Here is a 12,984-nt window from a genome sequence, read left to right on the forward strand (position 1 = left end):
GTGGGAAGTAGTCGTTTGCTCAACAGAAGTCACCCCTTCAATGCCCTGGCAATCCCGTTTGCCACGGCAATTTCCATGCGTTTCCAATACTCATTTTCCAGCCACAAAGCAGTGCCCAGGTTGTCTGCCGTCGGCGCGGTGCCGGGTAGCCAGCGTTCGCCCAGGGCCAGCAGTTGGCCCAGGCTGTCGTCGGTTAAGCGGTCAGCACGGCCGAGGGCTTTTTTACGACCACTTCCACGTCTGGTGCGTACTCATCCAGCAACGTGCCGGCCAGTTGCATGGTCAGTACGGGGTTGCGCAACAGCGGGCGAAGCCCGTCCAACTGCGCGGGCAGTACAGTGGTGGTCAACAGGTTGTTGGACGGCGCCACTTTGTTGTTGGGGGTGACAGCGTTGAAGTACTTGGTCACGTCCTGCGGTGCGAGGCTGAAGGTGAAGTCCTGTTCGCCGATTTGCAGGGTGATATCGCGGCGGTCGCTCATGGTTTGACCCTTTGGTTGAGGTTGGAAAAGTAGGTGTCCAGGCACTGTTCCAGGCGTTTCTCGAAGCGGTGCTCCAGCTTGTCCAGGGCCTTATCGAAGGCTTCCAGGCGGCCGTTGTGGGTCGCCATTTCGATACGCAGCTCCAGGGTCTCGCGGCGGGCGGTGCTGACCTGGCGGAATAGATAAATCTGGAACCCGGCGACCCAGGTGAGCACCATTTCGGTCAGCAGCAACATGGCGCTGATATGCAGCGGAGACATCTCCATCACGGTTGCCCCCAGGCACCGCGGCCGCCCACGCGCACGGCTTGCCACATCATCCAAGCCAGCGATTTGCCGGTGCCTTCTTCCAGGAGCGCTTCATAGAAAAACCGGTCGGCCTCGTACTTGGTGAAGCGATGCGTCAGGTCCGTGTAGATGTAGTCGTGGATCGCACACGGTCGGCGCGTGGTGGGGCGCTGAGCGTCCACCACGGGACGCACCAGTCGTGGAATGCTACCCAGGTCTGTCAGGGCGCCGGCCGGCATCAGGATTTCGCGCCCGTCGAGGGTGGTGTAGGTCAGCGGACTGATCAGCTCCCAACGGTTATGCCCAGGGCGATGGCGTAGCTCCAGTTGGCTTTCAAATGGCACGTTCAGTAGCTCCAGATCGCGGGGCAGGGCAACCGCCCGCCGGCGGGTGCCAGGCCCAGGTGCAGAAACCGCGCGGTGCCTTTCTGGTGAATGCCGACGCGGTTGAAGCCCAGCGGCAACGCTAGGCGAAGTAATGTCAGTGCTTCTGCTCCTCGACAGCGCACGTCCACCGCGCGCCCGTCAAAATGTTCGCCCGGCGCGGCCTTGTTCGCCTCGCTGGGATGGCGGGCGCAACGGTAAGCGCTGGTCAGGTGCATGGGCTGGCCGTAGGCATCGCGTAGACGTTGCAGGCGCGCCATAAAGACCGGATCCATCTCGCGTCCGCTGCTGGTGCAGTGGCCGCACCGGCAGCGCAGCTCCGTGTAGGCAAAGTTCGGCCAAGGGCTGTCACTCATCAGCGCAGGCCCTCGATCTCGCTGGCATCCAGATAAGGCACGCCATTGATGCGGATAAAGTCGGGGCTGGTGACGTCGAAGGGCACCTTGTGCATGGACTTCTGCCCACCTTTGGGATCGATGTCCAGCAGGCTGGAGATTTTCAGGCGGCAGCCGAACGCCTCCACGCGCAGTTCATCGGTGGCGGTCTTTGCAAAGAACAGCGCGTCGAAGGGCTCCAGCTTGCGAAAAGAGCCGGCCCGATTGGCCGCTTGGATCAACAGGCCGAGGTTGGCGCTGTCGAGTTCGAACTCGCCGCTGGCTGCCACGTCGCCGTCCACGTACCCGTCTGGCACGCCTCGGGTCTGCGCGACGGCGCTGTTGTCGGTGATGTCCAGGGTGGCCTTTTCGATATGCACCTGCAGGTCGCCCAGGCTCACGTCGAAATTCATGCCGCTGATTCGGGCCATGGCTTATTCCTTGTCATCCAAGGACAGGTCGAGCGCGATGTTCGCCGTCAGGTCCTTGGGGCAGTTGTACGGGCGGATGAGCAGGTACGCTTCGATGGTGGTGCGGTTTTTCCATACCAGGGTGATGTCGCCGTCTTTGGGCGGTTGGATTTCGCCGGGAAACTGTTGCCCGGCCACGATCACCGAGCGGGACATCTCACGCAGCGGGCGCATTAGCCGCAGGCGTGTGTTGGCCATGCTGTTCGGGGTGTTGTTGACCTTGCGATCGGCGACCATCTGAATCAGCAGGATCCGCACGCGGCGCGCGGCCTTGTCGACGATGCGCAGGTTTTCCACCACGTTGAAGTCGCTGCCGGGGGCGTCGAGCAGGTTGGCGTCGCCCCAGAACATACCGGGGTAGTCCGGATACTGTTGCGGCACTGACAGGCGCATCTTGTCCAGCTCGGCCAGCGTGGCGGATGACAACGGCATGTCGTCTTTGTCTGTGGGCGTAGGGCCCAGGCCGATGAGGGCCCCGGTGGCGACACGCATGGGGCTGTCGGCGATGCTGACGGCGGCGTTCGCCAGGCGGCCGGCCAGCACGCCCAAGTCATTGCCGTGCAGTTGTGGGACCACCACCACGCGCGGCGCGGCCACGTCGCGTAAGAGCCCACGTTGCTCATCGCGGTAACCCGCCCAGTCCTGAGCCGCAGCGATACCGGCGCTGGCGGCCATCACGAATACCCGACGGCCATAGCGATTGATCAGATTAACCGCAGCGGTGTGCAGGGCTTGGATTTCCGCGCTGGTGCTGATGGGTTTGGTGATAACCACGGCTTCGGCCGACAGCCCGACGCTTTGTGCTTGGTCCAGCGCGGCCTGCCAGTCGCCATCGGCGGCCAGTGGCGCGGCGGCGCAGGCCCAGCGGGCGCCGCCGTTATTGCGCGCGGCGATGATCTGAGTTTTCAGGTCGCTGGCCGCTACACCCAGCTCGGTATCCAGATCGCTTTGAGTATTGAGCGCCAGAAGCTTGCCGACGTTTTTGGTCGCCGGTCCGATGAACAGAAAATGGCGTTCAATCGCCGCCACCGGGCCCTGGCCCAGGTTGAGATTGTTAACGCTGACTTGACCTTGAGCCATGGGCGGCCTCGTTACTTGGGCGATTGAAGGGTTTGGCGCAACACGGTGCCCACCACATCGCGAATGTCGCTTGGGTCGGCGCCGAGGGCATCGCGGGCGGGCAGATCGATTTTCCAGCTGTGCCGGCGAGCCACCCCTTCAAGCCTGGCGAGCACCAGCCCTGCCTGGCCGGACTTGAGGTGCTGGACCATCCACTCCCGCGTGGCCGGTACCCAGCGATCACCGTCGCGCATCTGGTAACCGGCCTTCTCCAGCGCGCGTGCTTGTTTTCGAGAGAGTGGGGCGTCGTAGTCGCGTGTGGTTTTCTTCTGCCGGCGCATCAGGGCCGGGGTCATCACGGTCGAATGGCCCGTTTGATGTTCGCTGGCGATGCGTGCGTTACGGGGCTGCCGCCAGCCGAGCGTTGCGGCGTCGGTTGACAGCCGTGTGACCTGCAGGCGAGTGCTGAGTCGGCGTAACATCTTGCGCTTGCCAGTGGCTTTGCGAGGCTCGAAGGCCGAGCCGTCGAGGTTGCGCTGGGCGCCGATCCGGCGCGTGTTGCGGGTGCGCAAGCGCTTGCTGGCGTGGTTGAGCAGGCGCCGACGTTTTGCCGCCGGCAGGCCCAGCAGTTTCAGCTGTTGCTGCGCATCGAGCAGCCCGCGAATGTCGATACTAAACAACGGGACGGTCATGGCTGACGGCTCCTTGCTCGGCGACCCACAGGTCGTACGGTACGAATGCCCAGCGTTTGCCGAACGCTTCTATCTCGCCGTCGTCGGCCTCGGCCAGGTGCAGCGGTTCGATAAAGTCCAGTTGCAGCTCGATGTCGGCTACGTCCGGGGTGAGCTGATCGATCTCGATTACCGGGGCGGCCAGTTGCTTGTCCTCGCGGCCAGGGTCGTTCACTTCCAGCCAGGCGCCGAGCAGCGCCATCAGGCGCGCGGCGTTGTCGGCGAACCGCGCGATGACGATGACCGCGCGGTAGCGCATATCCCCCATGTGCAGGCCCTGTTCGGTGGGCTTCCAGTCCAGGGTTAACGTGACCTGCTCGGCCCAGCTGTCGAACTGCTCGGGTGGAACCAGGAATCTCTCCACCAAGGCGCGGGTGAGGGCGCGCAGCTTGTCCATCAGATCAGCTCCGCCGTGACGCGGCTGCGGCCTTGGATCAAACGCACGGCCTGCTGGCTAAACGACAGGAAACGCTCGGCGGTCTCCGGGCCTTCCTTTGCCAAGTTCTCGGCAGACTCGCGGCGGATAAACGTAGCGAATTGGCTTAACAGGAATGCTTTGGCGCGGCAGTACACGGCGCGTTTATAGCTATCGGCCATGAAGGCGCGTTCGGGCAGAATCATCGGGTCGGCGCTGGTGACGCGGGTGATGCCAACGTTCTGCCATTGCGCTTTGCGCCGGGCCAGGTCGTGGTTCACTTCGCCCATCGCCAAAGCAATGCCGTCCACCAGCAGTTCCACCAGATATTCGGCCGGCAACCGGTAACCGCGCTGGAACTCGGCCACATCCAGGTCGGGCCAGAAGCCGTCATTGGCGATCGGTTGCGCGATCAGGGTGGTGGGTCTACCGGAAAAGCTCATGGGCGGCGGCTCGCTAAAAATAAACGCGGGGGTGGCTGCTTGTGGTCATTGGCGCGCGGCCATGGCCTCGGCAGATCCCCGCTGGGGGGGGGTAAGTCGGTTCAGGTGGCTTGTTGCCGGCGCAGGGCTTTGGTGGCGTCCTCATGCCGGGTTTTGACACCGATGCCGGGGTACAGCGCGGTGGCGCGTTCGAAGTGGGCGATGGCCTGGGCCCATCGTTGCTGGTCCATGGCCAGGATCCCCAGCAGCTTGTGGTAGCGCGCGGGGATACGTTCGAACAGCTGCCATTCGCCGTCCACGCGCGGCAGTAACTGCGACAGATACGGCTCGGGGCTGCGCTTGGCTTCGTGCTCGGCCTCGGCCCAGTCGATCACTGCGTCGGCGATAAAGGTGGGGATGTCACGCTTGAACCGCTCGGGCATGGTCTGGCCTTGGCGCAGGGCAAAGTCGGCCAGCTCCAGACCTGCCTCAAATTGTTCGGTGTCGAACAGCCACACCAGCACCTGCATCAGCACCGGGTTGGGGTGGTTCAAACCGGAATCGCGATAGCGCTGCACATATTCCAGGTACTTGGGCAGCAGCTCATCGCGCTTGAGGCGCTGGCGTTCGCCCATGTTGTTGAGGTCGGACAGGCGAGCGCAATCCTCGGACAACGCGGATGTCATCAGCGCCAGGTGTTTTTGCGCGTTGGCGGGGCCGGCCAGCGCGGTGGTCGGGGTGTAGACCTCGGCACTGGCGGCGGGGCCACGCTCCAACACACGCTGTTTATGCTTAAGGGCCAGGCTCATTCCTCGGGCTCCTCGGGCACGTCCGCCTCGACGAATTCCAGATTGCCCGCCTCGATGGCGGCGAATTTGCCCAACTGCTCGACCACGTAGCCCTCGTTACGGCTGTTGTAGTCCTCTGCGCGGGAGCGTTTGGGGTTTTCCAGCATGTGACGGCGCCAGGAGCTGTCCTGAAAATAGATCGACAGGTTGTCGAATGAGGTCACCACCACGCCTTTGGCCGGAAAGTGCGGGCAGGTGTAGGAGGGGAGGCCGCCGTAGGTATTGATCACCTGGGCCATCTCAACCTTTTGCTTTTCGCTGGGCGTATGGCCTTGCAACGCGTACAGCTTGCCTTTGTCGTGGGCCAGTAAGTCACGGCCGATGATCGCCACCAGGTCACCGCCGTCGCGGAACTCTTCGTCGATCATCAGCGACACATCGTGCACCAGGCTATCGAGGTTCGCGTAGTCGCCGCCGAGCCCCAGGCGGATTTTGCCCTTGCTCGCACCTTCCACCAGGATCTGCTGGGCGGCTTGTTCGCGCACGATTTGCAGCCAGCCTTTGTTCACGTCTTGCAGCAACGGGAAAGCGTCGCGGTCGGTGTCCGGCGCCACCTTGATGCCATGCCAGCCGACCATGATGCGGTCCAGCGCGATTTGGCGGCGCACGGCGGCGGTGTAGCGCTGGGCGAAGTCCTTGAACTTGGCCCAGGCATCGATGGTGGAGAATTTGAGGGTCACGTCGCTGTGGGTGTCGTACAGCTCGTAGCCCTTGCCGTCGAGCCCCAGCACATTGCGCGGTTCACGGTCTTTCTTGTCGGTGTCGGTGCGGCCGGTCACGGTGCCGTTGACCCCCAACATGACTTTTTCGCCCTTGATCTCGTTCACGCCGATCACGTTGATCCGTTGCAAAAACGCCGAACTGAGGGTGATCTGCTCGTTGAGGGTTTGCGCCAGGCTCGGTTCGACGTTGAATTCTTCACGGGCCGATTCCACGCCATAGGTTTGCGCGATGCGCACTTGCAGCGCGTGGTAACGCTGGCGGGCGTTGGGGCTGAGCTGGCTCATCAGTAAATGGGCTCCAGTTCTTCGGTGGCAGGTCCGGTGCTGGGCGGAATGTCTTGGCCGGTGCTCTGGTTGAGTGCGTTGTTAAACGTGTCGTGGAGCTTTTCCAGCGAGGCTTTCAGGCTGTTGAATTGCTCGGCGGTGACGCCGGCCGGTTCGGAGTTGTGTGGTTCTGCCGGGGCCGGTGCGATCTGTTCCAGGCGGGTGGCCACGTTGTCGAGTTTGTCCACGGCGGCGGCGAAGGCTTCGGCGGTTTTTGGGTCCATGGGGGGCGTCTCGTGCTTGGGGGTGTGTTTGCCGCTCAACTGGTGAAACAGGCGGGTAACAAAGTTGAGCGCTGATTCATCGCCCATTTCTGGCGCAAGCAGCTCGCCCAAGGGTTCAGGGGCGGCGAAGTAGTTACCGGTGTCGGCTCGCCGGGAAAAATGCAGCGGCTCGGTGCCGAGGCTGGCCGGGTCGTCGGTTACAGCCAGGCCGCGCAAGTAAGGCTTACCGGTGCCGGCGAACTGCGGCTGGATCTCGATGCTGGTGAACAGCTTCTGGCCATCTTTGTTCAGTTGCAGCAGCCGGTCGTTGGGCGCGAGCTTGGCGAACAGCGCCACCTTGTCGTCGCCGACGGGCTCTGCTTTGAGTTCGGTTACGTTGCCGAAATTGCCCATGAAGCGGATGTGCTCGAACCAGATCACGGCCGTGTAGACGGCTGGGTCGTAGGTGTCGGCCATGTCGCGCAGGTCTTGCGGATCGATCGTGCGGCCGTCTGCGGTTTTACCGCTGGTGGCAACACGTTTCCAATCAGAAACAAGGGTGCGGGGCATGGGTTGATCGCTCTGGCTGGGTTGCAATGGCCGTCACGATAGGCAGCCGGATGGGCCCGAACAAACCGTTCGACTGCGCGTCATTCCTATCCGTAGCCGCTAGGAGTGCTGAGGAATTTCGGTGCGGGTTTAGGGCGGTTACGGTGCATAGACTGCGGTTTATGCCCTACTCGATTGAAGTCAAAGACACGGCCAAGCGCCTGTACTTGCGCCGCTGCTCGCCGCGTGAAATCCAAGCCGAACTCAAGCTGCCCAACGTGCGGATCGTCTATTACTGGATCGCGAAAGGCGCCTGGGATGAGTTGCTGACGGATGAGGAACCCCTGACGGCGGTGAGTCGGCGTATCACGTTGATTTTGGAACGGCCAAGCGCTCTGGTTAAGGCTGATCTGGACGAGTTGGACCGACTCACCACGTTGCGCGAACGCCTACTGAAACAGTGCGGCAAGCCCGCTGCGGCCTCGGCGCCAAGTGGTGAAAAAAACGAGCGGCCCAAGCGCAAACCCAAGAGCACAAAAAACGACATCTCGGCACTGACCGAACTGGACTTTGTAGCGCAATTCACCAGCAAGCTGTTCGGCTACCAGAAAGAGCTGTTCGCCGCCAAACAGAACCCCCTGACGCGGCGGATCCGTAACGTGCTCAAGTGCCGCCAGTCCGGCCTGACCTATTACTTCGCGGGTGAAGCCTTCATGGATGCGGTGCTGACCGGCGACAACCAAATGTTCTTGTCAGCCAGTCGCGCGCAGTCGGAGATTTTCCGCAACTACATCATTGGCTTTGCCCGCGCTTGGTTCGGCCTGGAGCTGACGGGTAACCCAATCATCTTGAGCAACGGCGCCGAGCTGCGTTTTTTGAGCACCAACAGCAGCACCGCCCAGGGTTACCACGGCCATGTGTACGTGGATGAGTACTTCTGGATCCGCGACTTCGCCAAGCTCAACACCCTGGCCGGGGCGATGGCCACTCACAAAAAGTGGCGCAAAACCTACTTCTCGACGCCCAGTGCAACCAGCCATCAGGCGTACCCCTTTTGGACGGGCGACGACTTTCGCCGCGGCAAGCACAAGAACGCCAGTAAGCCCTTCCCCAGCGAAGCCGAGCTACGCCAGGGCGCGCTGTGCCCGGACGGTCAGTGGCGCAAGATCATCAACATTCACGACGCAATTGCCGGTGGGTGCGACCTGTTCGACCTGGAGCAACTGCGGCTGGAAAACGCCGATGAGGTGTTCGAGCAGATTTACCTGTGCCAATTCATCGACAGTACGCAAAGCGCGTTCAGCCTGGCGGACCTGGAGCGCTGCTACTCGGACCAGGCGCTCTGGACAGACTTCGACCCGGACCCGAAAGCCGATCGCCCCTTCGGCAATGCCCCGGTGTGGATCGGCTATGACCCCAGCCGCACCCGTGACGATGCCACCTGCGTGGTGGTCGCGCCGCCACTGGAGCAGGGCGGCAAGTTTCGCATCCTGGAGAAACACTCCTGGCGCGGGCACTCGTTCACCTACCAGGCCGGCCAAGTCAAAAAACTCTGTGATCGCTTCAACGTGCAACACATCGGGATCGATGTCACGGGCGTGGGGTATGGGGTGTTCGATCTGGTGCGCGACTTCTTCCCGCGGGCGACGCCCATTCACTACAGCCTGGAAACCAAGAACACGCTGGTGCTCAAAGCCCAGGACACGATCCAGGCACGCCGCATCGAGTGGGACGCGGGCTGGAACGACATTGCGGCCGCGTTCCTGACCATCAAGCGCGGCGCCACCACCAGCGGCCAGATCACCTACAGCGCATCGCGCACCGACGCCACCGGCCACGCTGACATCGCCTGGGCGGTGATGCACGCGCTGGCCCACGAACCCCTTAACGTCCACAAGAAGCGGCGCAGCCGCTGGTCTACCCTCGAAGGCAGCCATGAACGATCCCAAGCCACCGGCCACCCGCACGCACCACAAGGTCAACACGTTCAGCTTCGGCGCGCCCGAGTCGGTGCTGACCGGCAACCTGGGCGAATACATGGGCGTGTTCGCCAGCGACGACGGGCAACTTTACACCCCGCCCGTATCCCGTACCGGGCTGGCTAAGCTGCTGCGCGCCAACGCTCACCACGGCACCATTCCGCGCTTCAAACGCAACCTGTTGTTGCGTGACTTCATCCCGTCGGCCGGTTGCAGCACCCAAACCATGGGCCGCGCAGCGCTGGATTTTATGGTGTTTGGCGAGGCGTACTTTCAGCGCAAAACCAATGTACTGGGCCAGGTGCTGGAACTGGAGCACCTGCCGGCGCTGAACATGCGCAGAAAGGTCGGCGGTGGGTTTGTGCTGCTGTTGCCTGGGGGCAAGCAACTGCACTTTGCGGAGGACCAAGTGGAGCATGTGATGGACTACGACGTGGAGCAAAACATTTACGGCGTGCCCGACTACCTAGGCGGCATGCACGCGCTGTTGCTCAACGAGTCAGCTACGTTGTTCCGACGCCGCTACTACAACAACGGCGCGCACGCGGGATTCATCTTCTACACCAACGACCCCAACCTCTCGGAGGCGGACGAGGAGCGCATGCAGGCTCAGATCGGCGCGAGCAAAGGCGTGGGGAATTTTCGGTCGTTGTTCGTGAACATACCAGGGGGCGGGGACAAGGCCATTCAGATCATCCCGGTGGGGGATATTGCGACCAAGGATGAGTTTGAGCGGATCAAGAATATTACGCGTAACGACGTCATAGCGGCATGGCGGATGAACCCGGCGCTGGCGGGGTGCATGCCGGAAAATGCGGCGGGGTTTGGGGATGTGGAAAAGATTGATCGGGTTTATATGAATAATGAGATACGGCCGATTAGGCAGTTGTTTCTCCAAACAAATATAATTCTGAGGGGAGATAGGTCTATTGGGTGGAAAGCATAGCCGCCTGCACTAGCGGTTTTATAAGGAACACGGGGGAGCTAGTTGGCCAATCCCCCGCTAAGAATTTTTAATCATGAACGGGCGGGTAAATCGTATAGACGTCAGGGTTGAGTTGCTTCATATCGGACATGAAGCGGTCATAGATATTCACAGCGTCATTGTAGGGAGGGTGCTTCACAAAATGGTTGGCAATCTGATCAAGAATAACCTCATACGATTTTTGATCTTGTTCACTAGAGTCCGCCCATTCCCTGCCAGGGTGTAACGTGTCCCATGGAGAGCGCTTATTTGCTCGAGTGCTGGAGCTATCACCGTGCTTCCCCAAGCCGTAACAAATCTTCGTCTCTGAGTTCCATATTGGTTTAAAAAATTTTATTAGGTATTCTTCTGCTGATCTTTGAAAGCCTGTCTGCACGATCAGGAATCGGCATTCAAAGTCTTTAATGGAGAGTGTAGTGTCAGCTTTGCGAATATTCTTTGCATGTTCTTGAAGCCTAAGTGAGACCTTTGGTCCTTGGCTGACTGCATCTTTAGCGGCTGACGCGTCTGGGTCCGCCTTGCCAACGTAGATTGGGTGCTCACTACCGGAGAGTGCTTTGTACGGTTCAAAATCTCCCCTGTAATATATTGCATAAACCCCTGCACCATAGAAGCTAGGTACTGCAGCTAGGGGGTGCCGATCCTGAGCAACGAGAGTCAGAGCAACAATTCTGCCTGCAGTGCTGGGATCAGTCGGATCAAAAATTGATGTAGGGCGGCGTATTGGATCAAGGGTGGTAGAAATATCTGTGAGTCGCTCAGTAATGTTTTCTAAAGCACTGCGCGCTTTCTTAATGGTGCGCACATTCTCGCCGACTTCAGTCTCTGTAAGGCGCTGCGTTAAAGTGTGAAGTTCCACCAGCAGAGCTTCAAATTCTGTTGTCGGCGATTTAGATGCCATTACTATATCCTTGTATTTTCATTGGGACCGCAGTAGCTCACAGACACTCTCAGCGACACTCTGAGCTAATTTCACCGGTACGGCGTTTCCTAGCTGCCGCATTACCTCACCCCATGTTCCGTCAAAGATGAACTCATCCGGAAATGTTTGAATTCGAGCGCATTCGCGAACTGTAAAGTAACGAATAGAACCATCCGGTCGACGCAGCATGTTCTCACCACCCGGAACCCCATGCCCTCCGGCTTTCAAAGCTTTGGCCGGCTCATCCATAGGGCTCCCGGTATGACCTGGATAACTTTTCGCTCCAGGCTGAAACTTATGGGCCTGAACTGAGTTTTTCAGCGCCTTTTCGGGATCAGGCAGGTCGGAGATCGCATCCCGAACTGTCTGCCATGGCAATAGCAATGCAGACGGATCTACCTTTTCGAGCTCTGCGAATTTTTTTTCCATTTTTGCGGGACGTTCGGGCCGTTGTCGCTTTGAGACCTTATGAGTTTCCCAGTAGTTGCCCGTAATCCATTGATCATGTATCAACGCGTCTGAACTATGCGTTGGTTCTGGAAAATTCCAAGGTCTATGCACGTCAGCACGAAATCCTACGATGAACACACGTTCGCGCTTTTGAGGAACTCCATAATTCGCCGCATTAACTAAGCGAGTTACGATGTGATACTCACTTTTACCGCCCTTGGTTTTATGCTGTTCGAGACGGGCTAAGTGGTCGAGCCACTCTTCGCCAACTTTGGCTTGGAGACTAGGAAACTCTAGCTGAAGTTGGATGTAGTTAAAGTAGTTATAAAAGGCTGCCCTTGTTAACCCGCGCACATTTTCAAATACAAAGGCCCTCGGCTTAACCTCCCGCACTGCCCGCACTGCTTGTGGGAACATGTCACGATCATCCAGGAAACCTTGGTGCTTTCCGCCCATTGAAAAAGGTTGGCAAGGTGGGCCCCCAGTAACAAGATCGAGCCCTTCAAAGCCCGCGAAACTAAAATTCCGCACATCTCCTTCGGTTACATCGGCCCAATGAGCGATTGGCTCAATTCCTTGTCGCTTATTTGTGCGCAACGTTTCGCAGGCGTGTTTGCTCCATTCTACGACGGCTTGATGACCTACTCCGGTGAGGGAAAAGCCTAAACCTAGCCCTCCGGCGCCAGCAAAAAGCTCTATCGATTGAAGCCCATTGAACGCGGTCCTCTCGCTTCGCGAGGCATCACGTGGGAATATATCTGCGACCATTAATCACCTCTGTAATAGGTGGTGTGGTTGGCGGTGGCCCGGTGGCTGCCGGGACACCGCCACTTTTTAAACTGGGCGCGGATTCTACACTCATGTAGCGCTCCGGTCCGGTCCTTATGTCGATGCTGAGGCCTAGATCTGCAGAGCTGCTGATCGAGGCCTTCTGGTTATCCGAGTTTTTAACGGCAAATAAGTAACATTTTACTGTTTTTATGTACAGTAAAATTGATTTTGAATTAGTAGACGTTCCGGATGGAGTGGTTCAAGCGCCCGATGCAGAGCACCGGGCGGACACTACTTATTGTGGTAAAGACCCATCAGGCTGAATTGCGAGCAAAAGATCATCAATGATGGCTTTACCCATCTCACCCAGATAATGCGAAGCGAACGCGAACCTCTCCGCCCGAGGATCCATGGCGGCTTCGAGCGAGAGCATTTTTGCGTAGTAGAGAACGTGTGAAGCATGTTCTAGGGCTTCCTTGATAGGAATCCCTGCGTTCACGCTGAACAGCTTCAGATCGCTTTCGTTTTCCCCGCAGTCTGCGAATGTCACGGAGCCGATAGTTTCGATTGGATGAGGCAGACTCATTGCAGACCTCCAGATTTCCGGCG

At 59.5% G+C, this 12,984-nt stretch carries 17 protein-coding genes and 1 pseudogene; 2 read left to right on the forward strand and 16 right to left on the reverse strand.

Features of this window, described 5'->3' with window-relative positions; genetic code table 11:
* Positions 1-29: 29 nt before the first annotated feature.
* The 13 genes from QRN41_RS26355 to QRN41_RS17185 all read right to left on the reverse strand — a co-directional run bounded on the left by QRN41_RS26355 (position 30) and on the right by QRN41_RS17185 (position 7,289).
* Complete coding sequence (locus tag QRN41_RS26355) at positions 30-173, reverse strand: DUF6890 family protein (protein WP_502941902.1); 144 nt, start codon at positions 171-173, stop codon at positions 30-32.
* Between the two features lie 20 nt (positions 174-193).
* Complete coding sequence (locus tag QRN41_RS17130; protein ID WP_285421891.1) at positions 194-481, reverse strand: putative phage tail assembly chaperone; 288 nt, start codon at positions 479-481, stop codon at positions 194-196.
* On the reverse strand, positions 478-747 hold the full coding sequence (locus tag QRN41_RS17135) for a hypothetical protein (protein ID WP_285421892.1): 270 nt from the start codon (positions 745-747) through the stop codon (positions 478-480). Before QRN41_RS17135 ends, QRN41_RS17130 begins: the two co-directional genes overlap by 4 nt.
* Entirely contained in the window at positions 747-1,112 is a 366-nt protein-coding gene (locus QRN41_RS17140; RefSeq protein WP_285421893.1) for a DUF1353 domain-containing protein, read from the reverse strand. The genes QRN41_RS17135 and QRN41_RS17140 overlap by 1 nt, the downstream gene beginning before the upstream one ends.
* A gap of 2 nt (positions 1,113-1,114) precedes the next feature.
* Positions 1,115-1,507: a D-Ala-D-Ala carboxypeptidase family metallohydrolase gene (locus QRN41_RS17145; RefSeq protein WP_285421894.1), complete on the reverse strand. Its 393-nt coding sequence runs from the start codon at positions 1,505-1,507 to the stop codon at positions 1,115-1,117.
* Complete coding sequence (locus QRN41_RS17150) at positions 1,507-1,956, reverse strand: DUF2597 family protein (RefSeq protein WP_285421895.1); 450 nt, start codon at positions 1,954-1,956, stop codon at positions 1,507-1,509. Before QRN41_RS17150 ends, QRN41_RS17145 begins: the two co-directional genes overlap by 1 nt.
* 3 nt (positions 1,957-1,959) lie before the next feature.
* Positions 1,960-3,075 (reverse strand): DUF2586 domain-containing protein, encoded by a 1,116-nt coding sequence (locus tag QRN41_RS17155; RefSeq protein WP_285421896.1) that lies wholly within the window; start codon positions 3,073-3,075, stop codon positions 1,960-1,962.
* 11 nt (positions 3,076-3,086) lie between these two features.
* Positions 3,087-3,746, reverse strand: coding sequence for a phage virion morphogenesis family protein (locus QRN41_RS17160; protein ID WP_285421897.1), 660 nt, complete (start codon positions 3,744-3,746; stop codon positions 3,087-3,089).
* Positions 3,727-4,182 carry a phage tail protein gene (locus QRN41_RS17165; protein ID WP_285421898.1) on the reverse strand — a complete coding sequence of 152 codons (456 nt, stop codon included), beginning with the start codon at positions 4,180-4,182 and terminating at the stop codon, positions 3,727-3,729. Before QRN41_RS17165 ends, QRN41_RS17160 begins: the two co-directional genes overlap by 20 nt.
* Positions 4,182-4,643 carry a head completion/stabilization protein gene (locus QRN41_RS17170; protein ID WP_285421899.1) on the reverse strand — a complete coding sequence of 154 codons (462 nt, stop codon included), beginning with the start codon at positions 4,641-4,643 and terminating at the stop codon, positions 4,182-4,184. Before QRN41_RS17170 ends, QRN41_RS17165 begins: the two co-directional genes overlap by 1 nt.
* 101 nt (positions 4,644-4,744) lie before the next feature.
* Positions 4,745-5,431 (reverse strand): phage terminase small subunit, encoded by a 687-nt coding sequence (gene gpM / locus QRN41_RS17175; RefSeq protein WP_285421900.1) that lies wholly within the window; start codon positions 5,429-5,431, stop codon positions 4,745-4,747.
* Positions 5,428-6,480, reverse strand: coding sequence for a phage major capsid protein, P2 family (locus QRN41_RS17180; protein ID WP_502941903.1), 1,053 nt, complete (start codon positions 6,478-6,480; stop codon positions 5,428-5,430). The genes gpM and QRN41_RS17180 overlap by 4 nt, the downstream gene beginning before the upstream one ends.
* A complete protein-coding gene (locus QRN41_RS17185; protein WP_285421902.1) occupies positions 6,477-7,289 on the reverse strand; it encodes a GPO family capsid scaffolding protein in 813 nt (270 codons plus the stop codon). The genes QRN41_RS17180 and QRN41_RS17185 overlap by 4 nt, the downstream gene beginning before the upstream one ends.
* A gap of 161 nt (positions 7,290-7,450) precedes the next feature.
* On the opposite strand from QRN41_RS17185, the pseudogene QRN41_RS17190 reads away from it, so the two are divergent.
* A pseudogene (locus QRN41_RS17190) lies at positions 7,451-9,370 on the forward strand (terminase large subunit domain-containing protein); the annotation flags it as partial.
* Positions 9,279-10,193: a phage portal protein gene (locus tag QRN41_RS17195; RefSeq protein WP_285421915.1), complete on the forward strand. Its 915-nt coding sequence runs from the start codon at positions 9,279-9,281 to the stop codon at positions 10,191-10,193. The pseudogene QRN41_RS17190 and the gene QRN41_RS17195, both read left to right, overlap by 92 nt.
* A gap of 67 nt (positions 10,194-10,260) precedes the next feature.
* Here QRN41_RS17195 and QRN41_RS17200 read toward each other — a convergent pair whose 3' ends face one another.
* The 3 genes from QRN41_RS17200 to QRN41_RS17210 all read right to left on the reverse strand — a co-directional run bounded on the left by QRN41_RS17200 (position 10,261) and on the right by QRN41_RS17210 (position 12,961).
* On the reverse strand, positions 10,261-11,133 hold the full coding sequence (locus QRN41_RS17200; RefSeq protein ID WP_285421904.1) for an Eco29kI family restriction endonuclease: 873 nt from the start codon (positions 11,131-11,133) through the stop codon (positions 10,261-10,263).
* An 18-nt stretch (positions 11,134-11,151) separates the two neighbouring features.
* Positions 11,152-12,372: a DNA cytosine methyltransferase gene (locus QRN41_RS17205; protein ID WP_285421905.1), complete on the reverse strand. Its 1,221-nt coding sequence runs from the start codon at positions 12,370-12,372 to the stop codon at positions 11,152-11,154.
* A gap of 298 nt (positions 12,373-12,670) precedes the next feature.
* On the reverse strand, positions 12,671-12,961 hold the full coding sequence (locus tag QRN41_RS17210; RefSeq protein WP_285421906.1) for a DUF3077 domain-containing protein: 291 nt from the start codon (positions 12,959-12,961) through the stop codon (positions 12,671-12,673).
* Positions 12,962-12,984: the final 23 nt, after the last annotated feature.

The organism is Pseudomonas sp. efr-133-TYG-23 (genome assembly GCF_030209215.1).
Taxonomy (GTDB): Bacteria; Pseudomonadota; Gammaproteobacteria; order Pseudomonadales; family Pseudomonadaceae; genus Aquipseudomonas; species Aquipseudomonas rhodesiae.

Bases quoted from the DNA above. Each gene is read 5' to 3' on its own strand.
- QRN41_RS17135 (WP_285421892.1), bottom strand. From the start codon at position 747: ATGGAGATGTCTCCGCTGCATATCAGCGCCATGTTGCTGCTGACCGAA.
- QRN41_RS17205 (WP_285421905.1), bottom strand. From the start codon at position 12,372: ATGGTCGCAGATATATTCCCACGTGATGCCTCGCGAAGCGAGAGGACC.
- QRN41_RS17155 (WP_285421896.1), bottom strand. From the start codon at position 3,075: ATGGCTCAAGGTCAAGTCAGCGTTAACAATCTCAACCTGGGCCAGGGC.
- QRN41_RS17130 (WP_285421891.1), bottom strand. From the start codon at position 481: ATGAGCGACCGCCGCGATATCACCCTGCAAATCGGCGAACAGGACTTC.
- QRN41_RS17210 (WP_285421906.1), bottom strand. From the start codon at position 12,961: ATGAGTCTGCCTCATCCAATCGAAACTATCGGCTCCGTGACATTCGCA.
- QRN41_RS17200 (WP_285421904.1), bottom strand. From the start codon at position 11,133: ATGGCATCTAAATCGCCGACAACAGAATTTGAAGCTCTGCTGGTGGAA.
- QRN41_RS17160 (WP_285421897.1), bottom strand. From the start codon at position 3,746: ATGACCGTCCCGTTGTTTAGTATCGACATTCGCGGGCTGCTCGATGCG.
- QRN41_RS17170 (WP_285421899.1), bottom strand. From the start codon at position 4,643: ATGAGCTTTTCCGGTAGACCCACCACCCTGATCGCGCAACCGATCGCC.
- QRN41_RS17165 (WP_285421898.1), bottom strand. From the start codon at position 4,182: ATGGACAAGCTGCGCGCCCTCACCCGCGCCTTGGTGGAGAGATTCCTG.
- QRN41_RS17185 (WP_285421902.1), bottom strand. From the start codon at position 7,289: ATGCCCCGCACCCTTGTTTCTGATTGGAAACGTGTTGCCACCAGCGGT.
- QRN41_RS17145 (WP_285421894.1), bottom strand. From the start codon at position 1,507: ATGAGTGACAGCCCTTGGCCGAACTTTGCCTACACGGAGCTGCGCTGC.
- QRN41_RS17150 (WP_285421895.1), bottom strand. From the start codon at position 1,956: ATGGCCCGAATCAGCGGCATGAATTTCGACGTGAGCCTGGGCGACCTG.
- gpM (WP_285421900.1), bottom strand. From the start codon at position 5,431: ATGAGCCTGGCCCTTAAGCATAAACAGCGTGTGTTGGAGCGTGGCCCC.